At 71.1% G+C, this 18,141-nt stretch carries 14 protein-coding genes and 1 pseudogene; 7 read left to right on the forward strand and 8 right to left on the reverse strand.

Annotated elements, in window-relative coordinates; translation table 11 throughout:
- Nucleotides 1-1,728: 1,728 nt before the first annotated feature.
- Nucleotides 1,729-2,919, reverse strand: a complete 1,191-nt coding sequence (locus tag ACFY3L_RS29940; protein ID WP_389331221.1) for an LCP family protein — start codon at nucleotides 2,917-2,919, stop codon at nucleotides 1,729-1,731.
- A gap of 120 nt (nucleotides 2,920-3,039) precedes the next feature.
- Between ACFY3L_RS29940 and ACFY3L_RS29945 the strand changes: the two genes are divergently transcribed.
- The 3 genes from ACFY3L_RS29945 to ACFY3L_RS29955 are packed head-to-tail and all read left to right on the forward strand — an operon-like array spanning nucleotide 3,040 to nucleotide 7,668.
- Nucleotides 3,040-4,965: a hypothetical protein gene (locus ACFY3L_RS29945; protein ID WP_389331224.1), complete on the forward strand. Its 1,926-nt coding sequence runs from the start codon at nucleotides 3,040-3,042 to the stop codon at nucleotides 4,963-4,965.
- 40 nt (nucleotides 4,966-5,005) lie between these two features.
- On the forward strand, nucleotides 5,006-5,959 hold the full coding sequence (locus ACFY3L_RS29950) for a glycosyltransferase family 2 protein (protein ID WP_389331227.1): 954 nt from the start codon (nucleotides 5,006-5,008) through the stop codon (nucleotides 5,957-5,959).
- Complete coding sequence (locus tag ACFY3L_RS29955; protein ID WP_389331230.1) at nucleotides 5,956-7,668, forward strand: hypothetical protein; 1,713 nt, start codon at nucleotides 5,956-5,958, stop codon at nucleotides 7,666-7,668. Before ACFY3L_RS29950 ends, ACFY3L_RS29955 begins: the two co-directional genes overlap by 4 nt.
- A 716-nt stretch (nucleotides 7,669-8,384) precedes the next feature.
- On the opposite strand, the gene ACFY3L_RS29960 is transcribed toward ACFY3L_RS29955, so the two are convergent.
- Nucleotides 8,385-9,263 carry an RNA polymerase sigma factor SigF gene (locus tag ACFY3L_RS29960; RefSeq protein ID WP_389331232.1) on the reverse strand — a complete coding sequence of 293 codons (879 nt, stop codon included), beginning with the start codon at nucleotides 9,261-9,263 and terminating at the stop codon, nucleotides 8,385-8,387.
- Between the two features lie 518 nt (nucleotides 9,264-9,781).
- Here ACFY3L_RS29960 and ACFY3L_RS29965 point away from each other — a divergent pair.
- Entirely contained in the window at nucleotides 9,782-9,985 is a 204-nt protein-coding gene (locus ACFY3L_RS29965) for a cold-shock protein (RefSeq protein WP_033363591.1), read from the forward strand.
- A gap of 114 nt (nucleotides 9,986-10,099) precedes the next feature.
- Here the strand turns inward: ACFY3L_RS29965 and ACFY3L_RS29970 are convergent, their stop codons facing one another.
- The 4 genes from ACFY3L_RS29970 to ACFY3L_RS29985 form a co-directional block, all read right to left on the reverse strand.
- Complete coding sequence (locus ACFY3L_RS29970; RefSeq protein ID WP_389331235.1) at nucleotides 10,100-10,375, reverse strand: hypothetical protein; 276 nt, start codon at nucleotides 10,373-10,375, stop codon at nucleotides 10,100-10,102.
- An 81-nt stretch (nucleotides 10,376-10,456) separates the two neighbouring features.
- Nucleotides 10,457-10,768, reverse strand: a complete 312-nt coding sequence (locus tag ACFY3L_RS29975) for an STAS domain-containing protein (protein ID WP_389331238.1) — start codon at nucleotides 10,766-10,768, stop codon at nucleotides 10,457-10,459.
- Nucleotides 10,765-11,121 (reverse strand): ATP-binding protein, encoded by a 357-nt coding sequence (locus ACFY3L_RS29980; protein WP_389331241.1) that lies wholly within the window; start codon nucleotides 11,119-11,121, stop codon nucleotides 10,765-10,767. The genes ACFY3L_RS29975 and ACFY3L_RS29980 overlap by 4 nt, the downstream gene beginning before the upstream one ends.
- A 45-nt stretch (nucleotides 11,122-11,166) precedes the next feature.
- A complete protein-coding gene (locus ACFY3L_RS29985; protein ID WP_389331244.1) occupies nucleotides 11,167-11,430 on the reverse strand; it encodes a hypothetical protein in 264 nt (87 codons plus the stop codon).
- A gap of 355 nt (nucleotides 11,431-11,785) precedes the next feature.
- On the opposite strand from ACFY3L_RS29985, the pseudogene rho reads away from it, so the two are divergent.
- Nucleotides 11,786-12,949 (forward strand): annotated as a pseudogene (rho, locus tag ACFY3L_RS29990) (transcription termination factor Rho); the annotation flags it as partial.
- 1,362 nt (nucleotides 12,950-14,311) lie between these two features.
- Here the strand turns inward: rho and ACFY3L_RS29995 are convergent.
- The gene (locus ACFY3L_RS29995; protein ID WP_389331247.1) at nucleotides 14,312-15,181 is read right to left on the reverse strand and encodes a DUF2207 family protein; all 870 of its coding nucleotides are present in this window, start codon (nucleotides 15,179-15,181) and stop codon (nucleotides 14,312-14,314) included.
- A gap of 34 nt (nucleotides 15,182-15,215) precedes the next feature.
- Nucleotides 15,216-16,178 carry a zinc-binding alcohol dehydrogenase family protein gene (locus ACFY3L_RS30000; RefSeq protein ID WP_389331250.1) on the reverse strand — a complete coding sequence of 321 codons (963 nt, stop codon included), beginning with the start codon at nucleotides 16,176-16,178 and terminating at the stop codon, nucleotides 15,216-15,218.
- Between the two features lie 71 nt (nucleotides 16,179-16,249).
- On the opposite strand from ACFY3L_RS30000, the gene ACFY3L_RS30005 reads away from it, so the two are divergent.
- Together ACFY3L_RS30005 and ACFY3L_RS30010 are read left to right on the forward strand one after the other, a co-directional pair.
- Nucleotides 16,250-16,588, forward strand: coding sequence for a helix-turn-helix domain-containing protein (locus ACFY3L_RS30005; RefSeq protein ID WP_344515169.1), 339 nt, complete (start codon nucleotides 16,250-16,252; stop codon nucleotides 16,586-16,588).
- Nucleotides 16,585-17,157 (forward strand): class I SAM-dependent methyltransferase, encoded by a 573-nt coding sequence (locus ACFY3L_RS30010; RefSeq protein ID WP_389331253.1) that lies wholly within the window; start codon nucleotides 16,585-16,587, stop codon nucleotides 17,155-17,157. Before ACFY3L_RS30005 ends, ACFY3L_RS30010 begins: the two co-directional genes overlap by 4 nt.
- The last annotated feature ends 984 nt before the right edge of the window (nucleotides 17,158-18,141 follow it).

Raw genomic sequence — 18,141 nt, forward strand, 5'->3', positions numbered from 1 at the left:
CCCCAGCCCCGGGCCGTCCCCTCCCACAACGCCGACCCCAGCCGGCTTGATCGAAGGCCAACTCCGGTCGCCATGCCGCCCACTCCGATCCTTGGATCACCACGCCGCTGGACGTCGGACCGGCGGATGCCGCAGCGGCGGATGCGGCCTCGGGCCTCGGCGCCAGTTCACGGGCAATGCGGACGCTTCGGGCGGCGTGATCGAAGGACGGTTCCGGTCGTCATGGCGACCATTCCGGTCCTTGGATCACCACGCTGCTGGACGTCGGGCCGGTGGACGTGGCAGGGGCCCGCCCGCCGGCTGGCGCAGGGGCGGGCCGCGCGGGCGTGGGCCGATCGGCGTCGGCGTCGGCTTCCGGCGCGAACCGTCGAAGCCTGGTCCGCTCGGTCGGCGCCGTGCTGGCGTGATCGAAGGACGGCTGCGGTCGTGATGGCGACCAATCTGGTCCTTGGATCACCACGCCGCTGGACGTCGGACCGGCGGATGCCGCAGCGGCGGATGCGGCCTCGGGCCTCGGCGTCAGTTCACGGGCAATGCGACCTTCGGGCGGCGTGATCGAAGGACGGTTCCGGCCGTCATGGCGACCATTCCGGTCCTTGGATCACCACGCTGCTGGACACCGGGCCGGCGGATGCCGCAGCGGCCCGCCCGCCGGCTGGCGCAGGGGCGGGCCGTATGGGCGTGGGCCGGTCGGTGTCGGCTTCCGTTCCGGCGCGAACCGACGCCGCCTGGTCTTGCTCGGTCGGCGCTGTGCTGGCGTGATCCAAGGACGGTTCCGGTCGTGATGGCGACCAATCTGGTCCTTGGATCACCACGCCGCTGGACACCGGGCCGGCGGATGCCGCAGCGGCGGATGCGGCCTCGGGCCCGGGCGTCAGTTCACGGGCAATGCGGACCTTCGAGCGGCGTGATCGAAGGACGGCTCCGGCCGTCATGGCGACCAATTCGGTCCTTCGATCACCACGCCGACGGACATCAGACCGGTGGATGTCGCGGAGGGGCGGCCAGCCCGCCGGCTGGCGCAGGGGCGGGCCGCACGGGCACGGGTCGGTCTGCCTCGGCGTCCGCTCCGGCGCAGACCGGCGCCGCCTGGTCCCGCTCGGTCGGCGCTGTGCTGGCTTGATCGAAGGATGGTTCTGGTCGTGATGGCGACCAGTTCGGTCCTTGGATCACCACGCTGCTGGACGTCGGACCGGCGGATGTGGCAGAGGGGGTGGCCCGTTCGTCGGCTGGGGCAGGGGTTGGCCGTATGGGCGTGGGCCGGTCGGTGTCGGCGTCCGTTCCGGCGCGAACCGCCGCCGCCTGGTCTTGCTCGGTCGGCGCTGTGCTGGCTTGATCGAAGGATGGTTCTGGTCGTGATGGCGACCAGTTCGGTCCTTGGATCACCACGCTGCTGGACGTCGGACCGGCGGATGTGGCAGAGGGGGTGGCCCGTTCGTCGGCTGGGGCAGGGGTTGGCCGTATGGGCGTGGGCCGGTCGGTGTCGGCGTCCACTCCGGCGCAGACCGCCGCCGCCTGGTCCCGCTCGGTCGGCGCCGTGCTGGCTTGATCGAAGGACGGTTCCGGTCGCCACCGCGACCAGTTCGGTCCTTGGATCACCAGGCTGGCGGACGCCAGGCTGACGGACGCCAGGCTGGCGGGCGCCAGGCTGGCGGGCGCCAGGCTGGCGGGCGCGGCAGCGTCGGACGCGTCAAGCGGGGAGAGCGCTGGCGGCCAGAGTGCGGTGGGTCAGCTGCTGGAGCTGACGATGCTCGGGTTGGCGGCGACGAAGGCCGGCACCGTCTTGGTACGCACAGCGCTCAGCAGGTCCAGGGTCGTCTGGTCGAGGGCCTCGGCGCCCGCGTTCTCCGGGGACGCGTGGAAGCCGCCGTCGTTGGTCTTCAGTGTCAGCATGCGGTCGCCGTCGATGTTGCGCATCGCGAAGATCCAGTCGTCGAGGCCGATGCTGCCGGTGTCGATGGTCATGGCGCGGCCGATGACCTCGAGGACCTTGTTGAGGGTGCTGGGGTTGCCGATGACCTCTTTGCTGGCGATCTTCTTCAGCAGCGCTTTGATGAACTGCTGCTGGTGGCGCTGGCGGTCGTAGTCGCTCTTCGGCAGGGTCTCGCGCTGCCGGACGAAGTCGAGCGCCTCCCATGCGGCCAGGTGCTGGTAGCCGACCTCGTACACCTTCGGCGTGACCCCCTTGATCGGGATCAGGATGGTGCCGCCGTTGGGGTCGTCCTTCTGCTCGAACGGGACCTTCGTGTTGCCCTTGGCGTCGTGGCCGATGTGCACGGAGACGGTGCGCTGGTCGACGTACATGTCGACGCCGCCGAGGACCCGCACGACGTCCTGGAAGCCGACGAAGTCGACGATCGCCGCCGCGTCGAACGTGACGCCCCAGTTCTGCTTGATCGTGGCGGCGAGCAGCGTGGTGCCGTGCTTGCGCGCGTCCTTGCCGGTGAGACCGTAGCCACCCTCGGCGAACGCGCCGTTGATCTTCGACTTGCCGCCGTTGTACGTGCGCTTGCCGTTGCTGTACTTCGGGATCGCGACCCACGTGTCACGCGGGATGGAGATCAGGAACGCCATGTCGTGGCTGGCCGGGATGTGCAGGATCAGGATCGAGTCGGAGCGGATCGGCTCCGTCGGGTCCTGGTTGGGCCGCGGGTCGATGCCGATCAGCAGGATGTTCTTCGCGCCGTTGACCGACGCGTGCTTGCCCTGGTCGGCCGGCAGCAGGTCTTCCTTGTTGACGCTGCGGGTCGCATAGCCGAAGACGGCGTCCTTCAGCACGAACGTCGTGCCAGAGACGATCATCAGTAGCGCGCCGGCGATCACGAGGATCCGCGCCCACAGTGGATCCCGCCGGCCGCGACCCTTCCGCCGCGCCACGCCTTTCGCCAACGCCCGCCACTCCCCGTACTCGGCAATCACCTTCCGTCATGAAGGCCGGCCCCCGGAAGCCTTCTGCACCGTACCTAACCAACGCGATATCGTCACCTCCCGGCGGCGACGTTGCATCGCCGGTGGCCCCGATCGATACGGAGCGTATTGGTGATCCGGAAGTCGGTGGTGACGGCCGCGGGGCTGGCCCTCGCCTGGCTCGTCCCGTTGGTGACCCACCCGCTGCACCTGGATTTCGTCCTGCCGGTGCTGGTCCTGGCGGGCACGGCGGCGATCCAGCGGGGCGCGACGAGCCTGCTCGACCGGGTGGTGACGGCCGGTAGCCAGCTGTTCGGCGCGGCCTGCGTCTTCGGGATCGCGATCACGCTGTGGCCCGGCCATCTGCACCCGACATTGATCGCCGGCGTGGCGTTGTCGGTGCTGGTACTGGTGGCGGCGGCCACGGACCGGATGCCCGAAATGCCCCCGATGCGGAAAGATGTGCTGCTCGCCGTCGCGGTCGCCGCCGTGTCGGTGGTGGCGCTCGTCCCGTACGCCGTCCGCGACCTCGGCGGGCGCCTCGGCCTCCCGCTCGCCGGTGAGGACATCGCCCGCCACTTCCTGCTGTTCGACGTCATCGGACGCACCGGCGGCTACCTGTTCATGCGACCGGAGGTGCTGCGCCCGTTCGTGCCCGACGGCGAGCTGCACGGCATCGCCAACTACCCCCAGGGCCTGCACTTCAGCTACGCCGTCCTGGACCGCTTCGTGCGCTCGTCGGGGCACAACGCCGCCCCCGCGACCGCCGTCGACGTCATGGTGTGGCTGCTCGTCGGCACGTACCTGCTGCTCGCCCTCGCGGTGCTGTGGGCGGCCCGCCGGATCGCCGGCCCGGGCGCGAGCACCGCCCGCCTGCTGCCGGCCCTCGCGCTCGTGGCCGCCTGGCTGGTCCTCGGCGACCCGGTGACCGTGCTGTCCCGCGGCTACCCCAACGAGCTCGCCGGCCTCACCTGCGCCGCCGTCCTCACCGGCCTGGTCGCCCGCCCGCTGACCCGCCGCGGCGAGCAGACCGTGACGGTCGCGCTGCTGCTGGTCGGCGTCTCGTTCACGTATCCGCTGTTCCTGCCGTACGCGGGGATCATCGCCGCCCTGTGGGCCCTCCGCGCCCGGCTGTGGCGGCACTGGTGGGCGTGGCCGGCCGCGGTCGCCGTCGCCGGGCTCGCCGCGATCGGCCCGCTGACCGCGGCGCGCGCCTCCAACGGCAGCCAGCTGCTGCTCAACGGCACCGCCCGGGTCGTCGACCGGCCCGCGACAGCCCTGCTGGTGGTCCTGGCCGCCGCCGCCGTTCTTGCAAGACGCAGCCCACGCCTGCGGGCAGCCGGGTTCGCGCTCGCCACCGCCGGCGTGATGGCGGCCGGGCTCGGCACGTACCAGATCGCCACCCTCGGCACGACGGTCTACTACTTCGACAAGCTCCTGCACCTGCTGATCGTCGTCGCGCTGTGCACCCTCGGCGGGCTGGCCAGGCTCCGCTTCAGGACCACCGCCGCGGTCGCCGTGCCCGTCGCGCTGTTCATGGCGGTTGCCGGCGGCCAGTGGCACACCACGCCGGTCGCGCCGGGCGTGAAGCTGGCGCTCGGCAAGGACCGTGGCTCTCCGGAGGCGGCCCGCGACGCGCTGCTGATCGCCAGGATGTTCCCCGACGGCGGTGGCGCGGTGAACGTCAACCTCATGAGCACGCCCTGGCGTAACTGGTCCGGCACGCTCGGTGCCGCCGCCCTGCAGGGCCAGTACCGGAACTTCCCGGCGTGGTCCGGCCTGCTGTACCCCGGCGGCAAGGGCGGCACGATGGCCGACCTGGACCGTCTCGTCGCCGAGAGCCCGGTGCCGGTGCGGTTCTTCCTGCACGACCCGGCGGCCAGCCTGCTCGTTGTGGATACGGATCACCCGAGCCGCCCCGCGGTGCGGGCCGGGCAGCCGCTGCCGGTAGCCTTCGGTGATCCGGCGGCACCGTCGAACATCGAGGCAGCGCGCGTGCTCGCCGCGAAGTATCCGGCAAAAGTGCAGCTCGTGTACGCTACGCCAGCGAACCCTTAAGGATCGCCGAGACGGATTGGTCATCGTGCAAACACCCGTGGTGAGCGTTGTCATTCCGACGCGCAACCGGCCCGAGCTGGTCGTCCGGGCCGTGCGCAGCGCACTGGCCCAGACGCTGCAGGAGATCGAGGTCGTCGTCATCATTGACGGGCCCGACGCCGCGACGGTTGCAGCCCTCCGCGAGATCGGCGACGAGCGGGTCCGCTGGGTCGAGCGGGAGACGTCCGGCGGCGCGCCCGCGGCGCGCAACCACGGCGTCGACGTCGCCGCTGCCGAGTGGGTCGCGTTCCTCGACGACGACGACGAGTGGCTGCCGGAGAAGCTGGAGACCCAGCTGTCCCGGGCGAAGGCGTCCGGGGTGCCGCTGCCGATCGTGGGCAGCCGCCTCTACATGCGCACCCCGCGCGCCGAGCTGATCATGCCGCGCCGCGTCCCGGCGCCCGGCGAGCCGATCAGCGAATACCTGGCCGTGCGGCACGGGCTCTTCCACGGCGACGGGTTCATCCAGACCTCCACGATCATGGCGCCGACGGCACTGCTGCGGAAGGTGCCGTTCGCCGACGGGCTGCGCCGCCTGCAGGAGCTCGACTGGACGCTGCGCAGCCTGCAGGAGGAAGGCGTCGACCTGATCTACGCCGAGGAGCCCCTCGTCATCTGGTACGCCGACGAGAACCGCCCAAGGATCAGCTTCGACGCACCGTGGAAGCAGTCGCTGGTCTGGCTGCGCGAGACCCGCCCGCGGGTCACGCCCCGGGCCTACGCGGCGCTCGCGATGAGCGTGGTCGGCTCGATGGCCGCCGCCAGCCGCAGCCCGCGGGTCTTCTTCGACCTGCTCGGCGAGGCCCGCCGGCACGGCAAGCCCAGCATGACCGACTACGTGACCTTCCTGCAGGTCTGGCTGGTCCCAGCCGGCCCGCGGCGGGTCGTGCGCGACTTCTTCCTGAGCCGCAACCGGCGCAAGGGCAAGAAGCAGCTGCAGGCCAGCGCCCGATGAGCAGACGCGCCGCGATCGCCGCGAGCGCCGTCGCCGGCCTGATCCTGGCGGTCCTCGCGGCGATCGTGGAGCACGGCCGCACCGGCAGCGTCAGCGAGTCGGCGGAGGCCTTCGCGGCCGCGGTCATCGCGCTCGGCGTCGTCGGCCTCGCGGCCAGCCTGCGCGGCGTCACGCTGCGTGGCGCGGTCACCGGCGGGCTCTTCACGCTCGCCGGCATCCTCACCTGGACGTCCACCCAGCACCCGATCGTCATCTGGGCCGTGCTGTTCGTCGAGGTCGTGGTCTTCGCCGTCTGGGGCCGGCCGTGGCTGCGCACCCTGCGGGAGCTGCCGGGCCTCGGCGGCGCCTGGCTCGGCCTGTCCTACTGGGTCTTCGGCGTGCTCGGCGCCCTGTTCGTCCTGCGCGCCGGGCACCTGACCGTGGCGGCGCAGCGGCTGGCGTACCTCGGCGTCTTCACGCTCGCGGTCCTCGCCGTCGTGGCCACCACCAGGCGCGACCGCTCGCGCCTCGGGGCCACCGCCAGTCACGACCGCTCGCGCCTCGGGGCCACCGCCAGTCACGACCGCTCGCGCCTCGGGGCCACCGCCGGTCGCGACCGCTCGCGCGACCTGTCCATCGGCATGGCCGCCGCGATCCTCGTCGGCATCGGCGCGCTGCTGTACTTCGGCGCCGGCAGCCTCTTCGACGAGTTCCACGCCATCCCCGACAGCGCCTCGGCCCGCATGATGCGCAACCGCTTCTGGGGCGGTCCGGGCCTCTTCTACCACCCGAACTCCCTCGCCGGCCTCGTGGTGATCGCCGCCGCGCGGGTCGGGTTCGACCGCGCGTTCGCCGCCTGGCAGCGCGTCGGCGTCGCGGCCGTCGCCGCACTGGTCCTCTCGATCAGCGACTCCCGCACCGGCTTCGTGTTCGCCACAGCCGCTGCGTTCGCGTTTGCGGCAGGTGTACTGCTCCGCCACTGGACGGGCCGGAAGAGCCACGCCGGCCGGACCGGCCGGGCCGCCGATGCCCAGCCCTCTGAGGAGCGCCGGAGCGAGACCACGACCGGCGGGCAGGACGGCGACCTGGACCGCTGGGGCCGCCCCGCCCTCCTCGCGGTGGCGATGCCGTTCCTGGTCCTGGTGGCCGTCTTCACCATCGGCGGCGGCAACGACTTCCTCTTCCGCGACCGGTTCACCGCCGGCGGCAACGACGTCACCAGCGGGCGCACCGACACGTGGCGCCAGGTCTGGGTCGACTGGCAGCACGCCGGCTGGGCGGAGAAGACCTTCGGCGACGCCCACACCTCCCGCGCCGTCGTCCACCGTGTCGACGACGGCGCCCCCAAGGAAGGCCCACGCCGCGACCTGAACACCGACAACGCCGCGGTCGGCGCCTTCCGCCGCGGCGGCGTCCTCGGCGCGATCGGCTTCCTCATCGGCGTGGCCCTGCTGCTCTGGCACGCCCTGCGCGGCCTCTGGCAGTCGGTCGTCCTGCGCCGCCCCGACGCCCGCCACCCCGCGCTCTGGTTCACCGTGGCCGCGGTCGCCGCCGTCCCGACCATCATGACCGAGGACTGGGTCATCGGCGGCACCAACGGTGCCATCTGGCTCGTCCTGCTCGCCGGCGAGATCAGGTCCACCCCGCACCCGGATCCCGCCGCGGTCGTCCCAGGCCAGACGCCGTCAACCGAACCCGCCGGGTCCACAGAACCCGCCGCACCGCTGTAGCGCACCCAGCCGCTGCCCCGCTGCCCCGCTGCGCCGCTCTTGCCGTGCTGTGGCGCGCTCAATTGCTGTAGTCCGCCGCCGTGCTGCGCTGCCGTGCCCCGCATTGGCGCCTGGCCGTGCTGTCGTGGCGCGCCGGGGCGTTTGGACGTCGCCGCGCCTGTCCACAGAACCCGCCGCACCGCTGTAGCGCACCCGACCGTTGCCCCGCTGTGCCGCTCTGGCCGTGCTGTGGCCCTCCGCCGCGCCGCCGTGCCACTGGAGCGAGCTGGCCGTGCCGCTGTGCCCCGCTCAACCGCTGTAGTCCGCCGCCGTGCTGCGCCGCTGTGCCCCGCATCGGCGCGCTGGCCGTGCTGTCGTGGCGCGCCGGGGCGTTTGGACGTCGCCGCGCCTGCGCCCGCCCGGAGCGCGCCAGGGTCGTCCCGGGCTGGACGCCGTCGACCGAGGCCGCCGCGTCCGCGAAACCCGCCGCGCCGCTCCTCGCGGTGGCGGGTCCGCTTGTCGCCGAGTCGCGCTCGTTGGGGCGTTCGGACCCTCCTGAGCCCGTGGCGTCGGTCGAGAGCGGCCATGGTGAGTGCCGAACTTTATCGCGATTCCCGGCCAATACCGACATCGTGTGCGGCGGATCGATGCATTGGCCAGCGTCAGTACATGAGACGGCCCGGAGGGATGCGACGTTGCATTCCTCCGGGCCGCTGGGCGTTTGTGGACGGGGGCGGCTACTCGGCGACGGCGGTCAGTTCGGACCGGAGGGTGCGCAGCGCGCCCGCGAGGAGGCGGGACACGTGCATCTGCGAGATGCCGAGCTGGGCGGCGATCTGCGACTGGGTCAGGTTGCCGTGGAAGCGCATCGCGATGATCTTCTGCTCGCGCTCGGGCAGCTTGGCCAGGATGGGGCGCAGGGCCTCGCGGTTCTCGACGTTGACCATGTCGGGGTCCTCGCCGCCGAGCAGGTCGCCGAGGCCGGTGGCGCCGGTGTCGGCGTTGTCGCCGGCGGGGGCGTCCAGTGAGAGCGCGCGGTACGCCTGCCCACAGTCCAGGCCCTCGATGATCTCCTCCTCGCTGACGTTGAGGCGGGCGGCGAGGTCCGCGACCGTGGGGGAGCGGCCCAGGTCCTGGGCGAGGTCGCCGGAGACCTTCGAGATCTCCAGGCGCAGCTCCTGCAGGCGGCGGGGCACGCGGACGTCCCAGCCCTTGTCGCGGAAGTGGCGCTTGAGCTCGCCGACGATCATCGGGATGGCGTAGCTGGTGAAGGCGGCGCCGCGGCTCGGGTCGTAGCCGTCGACCGACTTGATGAGGCCGAGGTTGGCGACCTGGACGAGGTCGTCGAACTGCTCGCCGCGGTTGCGGAAGCGCCGGGCGAGGTACTCGGCGAGGGGGATGTACAGCTCGATGAGGCGGGCCCGGACGCGGTCGCGGTCAGCGCCGGCGGGCAGGTCGCCGAGCAGCGACAGCAGGGCCTTGGCCTGGGCGTCGTTGGCCCGCGTGCTGCTGCTCTCGGTCGGGGTCTCGTGGCTCTTGGCGATGGCGCGGCTGACGTCCCGGGAGGCGGGGACGGACGGCGCGGACACGGCGGCGGTGGAGACAGAGATCGTCATCGGGAGGACCTTTCGGGGCGTTTGACCGGAACTGCGGTGACGGCACGGTCGTCATAGCCGTGCGGGAAGGGGTTGCGTCACCGTGCCGGGCAGGCGCTGAGCGCACTGAAGCCGGCGCCGGTCGGGAATCGCTCTCGACACCCGTTGTTTGAGTGCCGGTGCAAGACCTGCGCGGTCAGCCGGAGGGCCGGTTCCGCCGCTGCTGGACGGAGCCCTAAATCGTCCGTTCGGACGAGGCGACCGAGGCCGACTGTACTAGAGCGATGCGCCAAATGCGAGATGGGCGCTCCCAGAAGAGGTAGACAGGCCGAATTATCACTGACTGTTGAACGTCTCAATACGCTGTGTGTACAGAAGGAATGGTTGTGCATTTCAATTCGGTAGTCGATCAGGTCCGTATGCCGATACCGGGGCTGCGTTTTTGCAGCGCGCAAGCTACCGTCTCACCCGTGGCGTGCACCTGATTCAACATTGATCCGTGAGGTGCGGGTCGGGGTGTCGTCGCTAAGGAGTTACACGTGGCATCAGGCACGGTGAAGTGGTTCAACTCGGAGAAGGGCTACGGCTTCATCTCGCAGGACAACGGTGGACCCGATGTGTTCGCGCACTACTCGGCGATCCAGGCCACCGGCTACCGCGAGCTGACCGAGGGTCAGAAGGTCGAGTTCGAGATCACTCAGGGCCAGAAGGGTCCGCAGGCCGACAACATCCGTCCGGTCTGACACACCCTTAGTCGTAGGCCGAGACCCGCTTCACGGCCGAAGGAGTATGCAAGCCCCCGTCCGGTACATCCGGCGGGGGCTTTGCGGTTGGTGTGATGAAAGTTTCAGGCAACCTCAGGCCAGCGCGGTCGGTCGGGCGAAGACCTCTGGGGTGCACGAGTGGGCGTAAGCGTGCCGGATCATCCGCAGCGCCCAGTTCATCCTGGGTGAGGCCGTCTCCGGGTGATCACCGAACTCTGTGGCGACCGTCGCGAGGCAGCCCTGCACACCGATCCGCCGGAGCGTGACCGTCACCGCCGCGCGAACGTCAGCATCCTCAGGAACCTGGGACATCTGCAGCGTGGAGGCGAAGAGTGCTTCAGCGCGGACCGCTTCGAACGTCGACTCCATGGTGGTGACCTCCTGCTCTGTTGCTCCCTGCTGTGGTCCAGCTAACTCTTGACCGGGTGTCGGAATGGTCGAGTTCGGTTGCTAATCGGTGAGTCCGAACGTCTCCAGTAGGCCGGTGAGCTGCAGTAGCCGGTGCACTGCGGGGCTGGTGCCGATGATGCGCAGGTCCCCGTCGACGTCCTTCTGGGCGGCGACGAGCACCTGAATGCCGGTCGAGTCCATGAAGGGCACGCCGGTGAGGTCGAGATCGACCCGGGAAGGCGCGTACGCGCGGATGGCGTCGCGCAGTGACTCGATGAGGGTGGGTGCGCTCGTCATGTCGAGCTCGCCGGTGGCGGTCACGATGACCGCGCCGTCGGCTGCGGGGGAGGCCAGTGCGGCGAATGCGGTCACAGATGCTTCACCACCCTGAGCAGCAGGCCGTCGCCGCCGACGTCGACCGTGTCGGCCAGGCTCGATACGACCTGGAGGGACGGTTGCGATGGCAGGAGTGCGTCAGGGGCATCCGGCGGCGACGTGACCTCAATCACGCACACCTCTTCATTGACAGTAGCGCGGACCTGGAAGGCGACGCCCACCCGGACATGGGTGATCACGTTGGCCCAGGTCTCGGACACGATCAGGCCGATGTCGGTGCGCTTCTGCTCGTCGACGCCGAGGCCGGCGAGCGCGCCGTCCAAGACGTGCCTCAGGGTGTTCATGCGATCGAGGTCGCGCGGCAGGTCGACGGTCAGGCGCAGGTCCACAATCGCAGTGTTACCGCTCAGCGGTGATCGGAAACGCTTCGCAGGTCAGCCGGCGTACGCGAATTCGCGGGCGGCCAGCTCCTGGTAGGCAGTGCTGATCATGTTCAGCGCCCAGTTCATGCGGGCGGCGGCGGTCTCCGGGTACTCGCCGAACTCGCCGGCCACGCGGGCGGCGCAGCCCTTGATGCCGAAGCGGCGCAGGGTGGCGGTGACCGCCGAGCGGATCTGGACCGGCGACGGCTCCTGTGAGGCCTGCAGGGCGGAGGCGAAGAGGGCCTCGGCGCGGACCGTGTCAAACGTGCTGTTCATGGCGACCCCCGGCTGCTGTGCTTCCTGACTTCACACAGCGTTTCGCCGGGATGGTGCGGCTTGGTCCCCTGGCCGGTTGCCGGAAGGTAGCGTGTCGACTACGGAAAGATACTTGCCCTGGAGGGCTTGACGAGCTACGGTCAAGCCAGTCCCGCGGAAGTCGGCAGTCTGTCGCCCGGGGACCACCTTTCTCAAACGCGTGTCACGCCCTCTCGCAGGAAGCCAAGATCACACGCGTTTCGGCCAGTGTTCTCAGGGACACAAGCCACCTCACACGCCAGTCCTGAGGAGGACGCCCATGGCCCCAACCGAAGTGTTGGATCGATCCGCCAAGCAAAATTACGCAACGAAGCCTCGCCGTACCAGAGCGGCACAGCGCAACCGGGATCACAGCCGGCCCGGAGGTCAGCCCCAACCGCCCGAGTCGGGCGAGGCGCGGGACGTCGCCGGCATCGCCGACATCGTCCGCGACAAGATGGTCCTGCGGGTCGACAGCTACAGCCCAGGCCCTGACGACGTCTCCATTCCAGCGGCGATGGTCCGCCGGTACGGACTGCGCCACGGCGACGCGATCACCGGCAGCGCCAACGGGTCGACGCTCACCAGGCTCGACACCGTCCACGGCAACGACCCCGAATGGGCCCGCAGTAGGCCCGAGTTCAGCAAGCTGACCGCGCTCTTCCCGCAGGAGCGGCTGCGGCTGGAGACCGGACCACGGCAGCTCACCAACCGGCTCATCGACCTGGTCATGCCGATCGGCAAGGGCCAGCGCGCGCTCATCGTGTCGCCGCCCAAGGCCGGCAAGACGATGGTCCTGCAGTCGATCGCCAACGCGATCGCGCAGAACAACCCCGAAGTTCACCTCATGGTCCTGCTCATCGACGAGCGGCCCGAAGAGGTCACCGAGATGCAGCGGTCCGTGCAGGGCGAGGTCATCGCCTCGACGTTCGACCGGCCGCCGTCGGAGCACACCGGCATCGCCGAACTCGCCGCCGAGCGCGCCAAGCGCCTCGTGGAGCTGGGCCACGACGTGGTGCTCCTGCTCGACTCGATCACCCGGCTGGGTCGCGCGTACAACAACTCCGCCCCTGCCTCCGGCCGCATCCTCACCGGCGGCATCGACGCCAACGCGCTCTACCCGCCGAAGCGCCTGCTGGGCGCAGCCCGCAACATCGAGAACGGCGGGTCCCTCACGATCATCGCGTCCGCGCTGGTCGAGACCGGCTCGACCGGCGACACGGTCATCTTCGAGGAGTTCAAGGGCACCGGCAACGCCGAGCTGAAGCTCGACCGCAAGCTCGCCGACCGCCGCGTCTTCCCCGCGATCGACATCGACGCCTCCAGCACCCGCCGCGACGACGTCATCCTGCACCCCGACGAGCTCCTGGCGGTCTCCCGCCTGCGCAAGGCCCTGGCCGCGTCCAACGGCGGCGCGACCGAGCAGCTGCTGGACCGTCTCACCAAGACACAGTCCAACGCCGAGTTCCTGACCATGCTCCTGCGCGGCAACGCCACCTGACCCTGTCGTTACGGAAGGTGATGGCACGCTCACGATGCAAAGATCAATTTTTTCGCGGGGTGTAGCGTTAGGTATGCAGGACGCCGCCGCCGGAGCCTTCACGATCTGCCAGCGGTAGGTGCGCTCGAGACCTCTGTCGTGGCGTCGTCCGCCACGTCGCCAGCACGGGCCTCTGTTCGCGCACGGGCCTCATGTCGCGGCCAGGCCTGTGTTCGCGGCCCGGGCCTCTGTTCGCGTCGCCAGCCAGCACGAGGGCCGTCCGTGAGGGGAAGCACGGGCGCCGCGTCCCCGTGAGGGGGAGCACGGGCGCCGCGTCCCCGTGAGGGGGAGCACGGGCGCCGCGTCCTCGGCCTCTGTGAAGGACCAGGCGCCGCGTCCTCGGCCGGTGTCGCCTGGTTGCGTCGCGGCGCGGCCATCCGTGGTCGCCGAGGCCATCGTCGCCGACGCCGCCATCCGTGGGCGCCGCCGTGCCGTCGGCGAGGGGCAGCAGCAACCCGCAGCGCGGCAATGGTGCCGCGAGGCGGCCATGAGCAGGCCAGGACGCCGGGTCCTCGGGGCGATCGCCGTTCGCGTCGCCAGCACGAGGTCGTCCGTGAGGGGAGCGGGCGCCGTGTCCTTGGTCGTCCGTGACGCCGGTCACGTCCTTCGACGACTCTTCGTCCTCCACCGGCTGACCCGTCGTCCGTGAGGGGAACGGGCGCCGCGTCCTTGGTCGCGTCGCTGATTGCATCGCCGGAGCGAGGCCATCCGTGAAGAAGGCTGGCGCCAGGTTCTCGGCTGGGTCGCTGGTTGCGTCGTAGCGAGGCTGTCCGTGGTCGCTGACGTGCCTGCCGGTGGGGGGCACTAGCGACCCGCGGGCACGGGTGGCGGTGCTGCAGGGCTGGTCGTGACGGGGCGGGCCGGTCTACGGTGTGCGATCGGCTTGCCGGTGCCGGCTGGTCCGGGCCGCTGGTCACGTCGCCAATGAGGCCGTCCGTCAAGTGAGGCCGTCCGTCAAGCAGGCAGGACGCCGGGGGTTGAGGCGCTGTTCGCGTTGGCGGTGTGAGGCCGTTCGTGAGGGGGGCATGTCAGCGCGGGCGGGCCTCAGGTGTCAACGTGAGCCGTTCCTGGGCAGGGCGAGTGGGCTCAGCGCGTGAGCGGCTCCGGGGCAAGGCGAGCGGGCAGCAGGTGTCAGGGCGAGCGCGCCACTGGGCAGAGTGACCAGGCTCCGGGACAGCGCGAGCCGTTCCTGGGCAGTGCGGGCGGGCCGCGGGTGTGTCAGTGCGAGCGGGCTCCGGAGTAGGGCGAGCAGGCTCCAGGGCGGCGCGAGCGGGCTCAGCGCGAGCAGAATCAGGGCAGGATCAGAGCAGAATCAGGGCAGGATCAGCGCGAGCGGGCTCCGGGGGTGAGGCGGACCAGGGCCTTGTCCGCGGAGAGGGCGCCCAGGGCTGAGGCGTACGCCATCTCGCGGCCCCAGGAAGCGACGTCGGCCGGGGCCAGGTCCGCCACGCCCTCGATGGTTGTCAGGTGTTCGCGAAGGCCGAGCCAGCTCTCCGTCGCTGCCACGCCCTCGGGGGTGGTCTGGTCGGCCCAGTTGAAGTCGACCACGAAGTACTGCGCCAGGTAGACCGCGGCGGCGCCGATGATCGCGCCGGTGACCTGGTCGGGGACCTTGGCGCTGAGTTCGCTGTCGACCCACCACCAGGTGACGAACATCAGGACCGCCGGCAGGATCGCGGCGAGGAGCAGGGTGCGGCGGGTCCTCGGGGTCAGGCGGGGGCTGGAGAGGCCGCGCGTGCGGGCCTCCGCCACCACGGCGCGGTAGAAGGTGCGGCGCCACTTGCGGGCCTCTGTCCAGCTGTCGAACGCCAGGCTGGTCAGCGTCGTCTCCCCGTTGACCGACAAGCGGTGGACCCGGTCGAGGATCTGCTGCTCGTACGGTGTCAAACTCCGCCCGTCACCCTTGCGCAGGCGGGCCGTCGTCTGCACCGGGTCGTCGCCGGTCTCGCGCAGCTCCAGGAAGCCCCGCGCGGCCAGGTCGAGCAGCGTGCTGTCGATCGCGTCCTCGTCGGAGCGCCCCCGGTTGACCATCAGGCTGACCACCGCCGGCGGCTCCTGGCCAGGCAGGTCGGTGCGCGCCGGACCGGGCTCGGGCAGCCGGGGCCGGGAGCGCCAAAGGGTCACCGCCAGCACGGCGACCCAGACGGCCAGCGAGACGGGCACGCTGAACTCGAGGAACGGTGGCCAGTCCACGATGATCCTTCCCACGGGGGATGGGGAGATGCCATCACTCTAGCGGCTCAGCCACCACTACCTTGCCGACCATATGTCCGCTTTCCACCATCTCGTGGGCGCGTGTGAGCGACGCCGCGTTCAGGCCGTCCAGGCGGGTCGTCAGCGTGGAGCGGATGGTGCCGGCGTCGACCAGCGAGGCGACCCGGTTCAGCAGCTCGTGCTGGGCGATCATGTCCGGGGTCTGGAACAGCGGCCGGGTGAACATCAGCTCCCAGTGGAAGGTGATGCTCTTCGCCTTGAGCGGCAGCAGGTCCAGCCCTTCGGGCTCGTCGATCGCGGTGATCGCGCCGCCGGGCCGGAGGATCTCGGCGAACCGCTCGATCAGGCCGGGCCGGCCCGTGCTCGGCGAGAAGATGTAGTCCACCTCTGAGGGGAGGTTGTCATGGTGTACGACGTCGTGCGCGCCGAGCGACAGGGCCCAGCTGCGAGACTCGTCACGTGACGCGGTGCCGATCACGGTCAGGCCGGTCAGCGCCCTCGCCAGCTGGATCATCATCGAGCCGACCCCGCCCGCGGCGCCGAGCACCAGCAGCGTGCCCGTCGACTCCTCCGACAGCCGGAACCGGTCGAACAGCGTCTCCCAGGCCGTGATCGTCGTCAGCGGCAGTGCGGCCGCCGACGCGAAGTCCAGCGAGCGCGGCTTGCGCCCCACGATCCGCTCGTCGACCAGGTGCAGCGCCGAGTTGCTGCCCGGGCGGTCGATGCTGCCCGCGTAGTACACCTCGTCGCCCGGCGCGAAGAGCGTCACCTCGTCACCCACGGCCACGACCACGCCGGCCGCGTCCCAGCCGAGCACCCTGTCCCCGCCGCTCTTGCGGACCTTGTAGTCCACCGGATTGACCGAGACCGCCTTCACCTGTACGAGCAGATCCCGCGGACCGGGTGTGGGCCTGGGCAGTTCGACGTCCTTGAGGCCGTCGGCCGTGCTGATCACGGCTCGCATGTTCGTACTCATGCCGGCGACGCTATCCAGAGCGCCCTAGTTACCCGCAAGGGTGATGAGTTTCCGTTGGGTACTGTTGCCGCGTGCCCGACGACGTCTACGCGGCCTGCTGCCCGTGCCGCGACATGCTCGACCTGCTCGCGAACAAGTGGAGCGCGCTCGCCCTCGGCGCGCTGGAGGACGGGCCGCGGCGCTTCGGTAGCCTACGGACCCGACTGCAGGGCATCAGCCCGAAAGTCCTCACCGTCACCCTGCGCAAGCTGGAGGAGCACGGGTTGATCACCCGGAAGGTGTTCGCCGAGGTGCCGCTGCGGGTCGAGTACGAGCTGACCCCGCTCGGCAGGGACGCCTGTGCGCCGCTCGCGCACCTGCGGACCTGGGTCGAGTCCAACATCCACCGCTTCCCGGCGGCGGCAGCATGATCCTTCCGCTGCTGCCCGAGCTCACCCTCGACCTGGCCGACGAGGACACGGGCCTGTTCGACGCGACCGGCGGTTCGTACCGCAGCGACGATCCGCCGCCCTTCTGGTCCTTCGCGTGGCCCGGCGGGATGGCCCTGGGCCGCTTCCTGCTGGACCAGCCGCTGTACGTGGCCGGCCGCAGCGTCATGGACCTGGGCGCCGGCTCGGGGCTGGTCGGCATCGCCGCGGCCCGCGCCGGCGCCTGCACGGTCACCGCCGTCGACACCGACCCGGCGGCCCTGGCGGCCTGCGCCCGCAACGCCCGAGCCAACGGCGTCGACATCATCACGTCGGCGGTCCCGGTCGACGCTGAGGTCATCGTCGCCGGCGACGTCTTCTACAGCGGCCCCGTGGCCGAGCGGGTCCTCGGCTTCCTGCGCCGCAGCGGCGCCGAGGTCCTGGTCGGCGACCCCGGCCGCGGCTACCTGCCCACCCGCTTGTTCGAAGCGCTCGCCACGTACGAGGTCCCGGTCCGCGTGAAGCTCGAAGACCAGTGCGCCATGCGCACCACCATCTGGCGCCTCCGCTGACCGCCGCCGCGCTTCATGGACGTGGTCGATTGCGGCTTCGACCAGCGGCGGCGTGGAAACACCGAACGATGCCCTCGACGCGGTGGATCAGGTGAGGGTGGAGCAAGGAAGCATCACCGCGACCGGGGCATAGGCGGTGCGCAACCCCGCTGGGCCGCCGGCAGGCCGATCGGCTCGCGGCGAGCACTGCCACGCGGGCCAGTGGAACCGGCGCGGTCGGCATGCGGCGGGCGCCCAGATCCGGCGGTGCCGGTCCCGCGCACATGCTTGCGGGCGAGCGGGACGCACGCGGCGGGCGTCTGAAGCCGGCGAGCGGGTTGCGGCGAGCACTGGCACGCGGCCGAGCGGGACGCATGCGGCCGGCGTCGGCACGCGGCGGGCACTGCACACGGGGATGGTGCCGTGGCTGCTGCTGAACCCGCACGGCCGCGCCGAGGTGTGGGCCGCGGTCCGGCGGCTCGTCGCCGGGGACGCCGAGCCGGTCCGCGGTGGGTGCGGGGTCGTCGGCGCGGGGCTGGTTCCGGGGCAGTCTGAGGGCGTCGCCCAGATCCGGCGATGTCGGCCCCGTGAGCAACTAGCGGGTCGCGGCGAGCACTGGCGCGCGGGCGAGCGGAACCCGTGCGGTCGGCATGCGGCGGGCGCCCAGATCCGGCGATGTCGGCCCCGTGAGCAACTAGCGGGTCGCGGCGGGCACTGGCGCGTGGGCGAGTGGAACCCGTGCGGTCGGCATGCGGCGGGCGGCGGGCGCCCAGATCCGGTGGTGCCGGCCCCGTGAGCAACTAGCGGTCGCGGCGGGCACTGGCGCGCGGGCGAGCGGAACCCGTGCGGTTGGCATCGGCACGCGGCGGGCGCCCAGATCCGGCGATGTCGGCCCCGTGAGCAACTAGCGGGTCGCGGCGGGCACTGGCGCGCGGGCGAGCGGAACCCGTGCGGTTGGCATCGGCACGCGGCGGGCGCCCAGATCCGGCGATGTCGGCCCCGTGA

Origin of the sequence: Dactylosporangium sp. NPDC000521, assembly GCF_042898305.1 — a bacterium.
In the GTDB taxonomy this organism is placed as follows: Bacteria; Actinomycetota; Actinomycetes; order Mycobacteriales; family Micromonosporaceae; genus Dactylosporangium.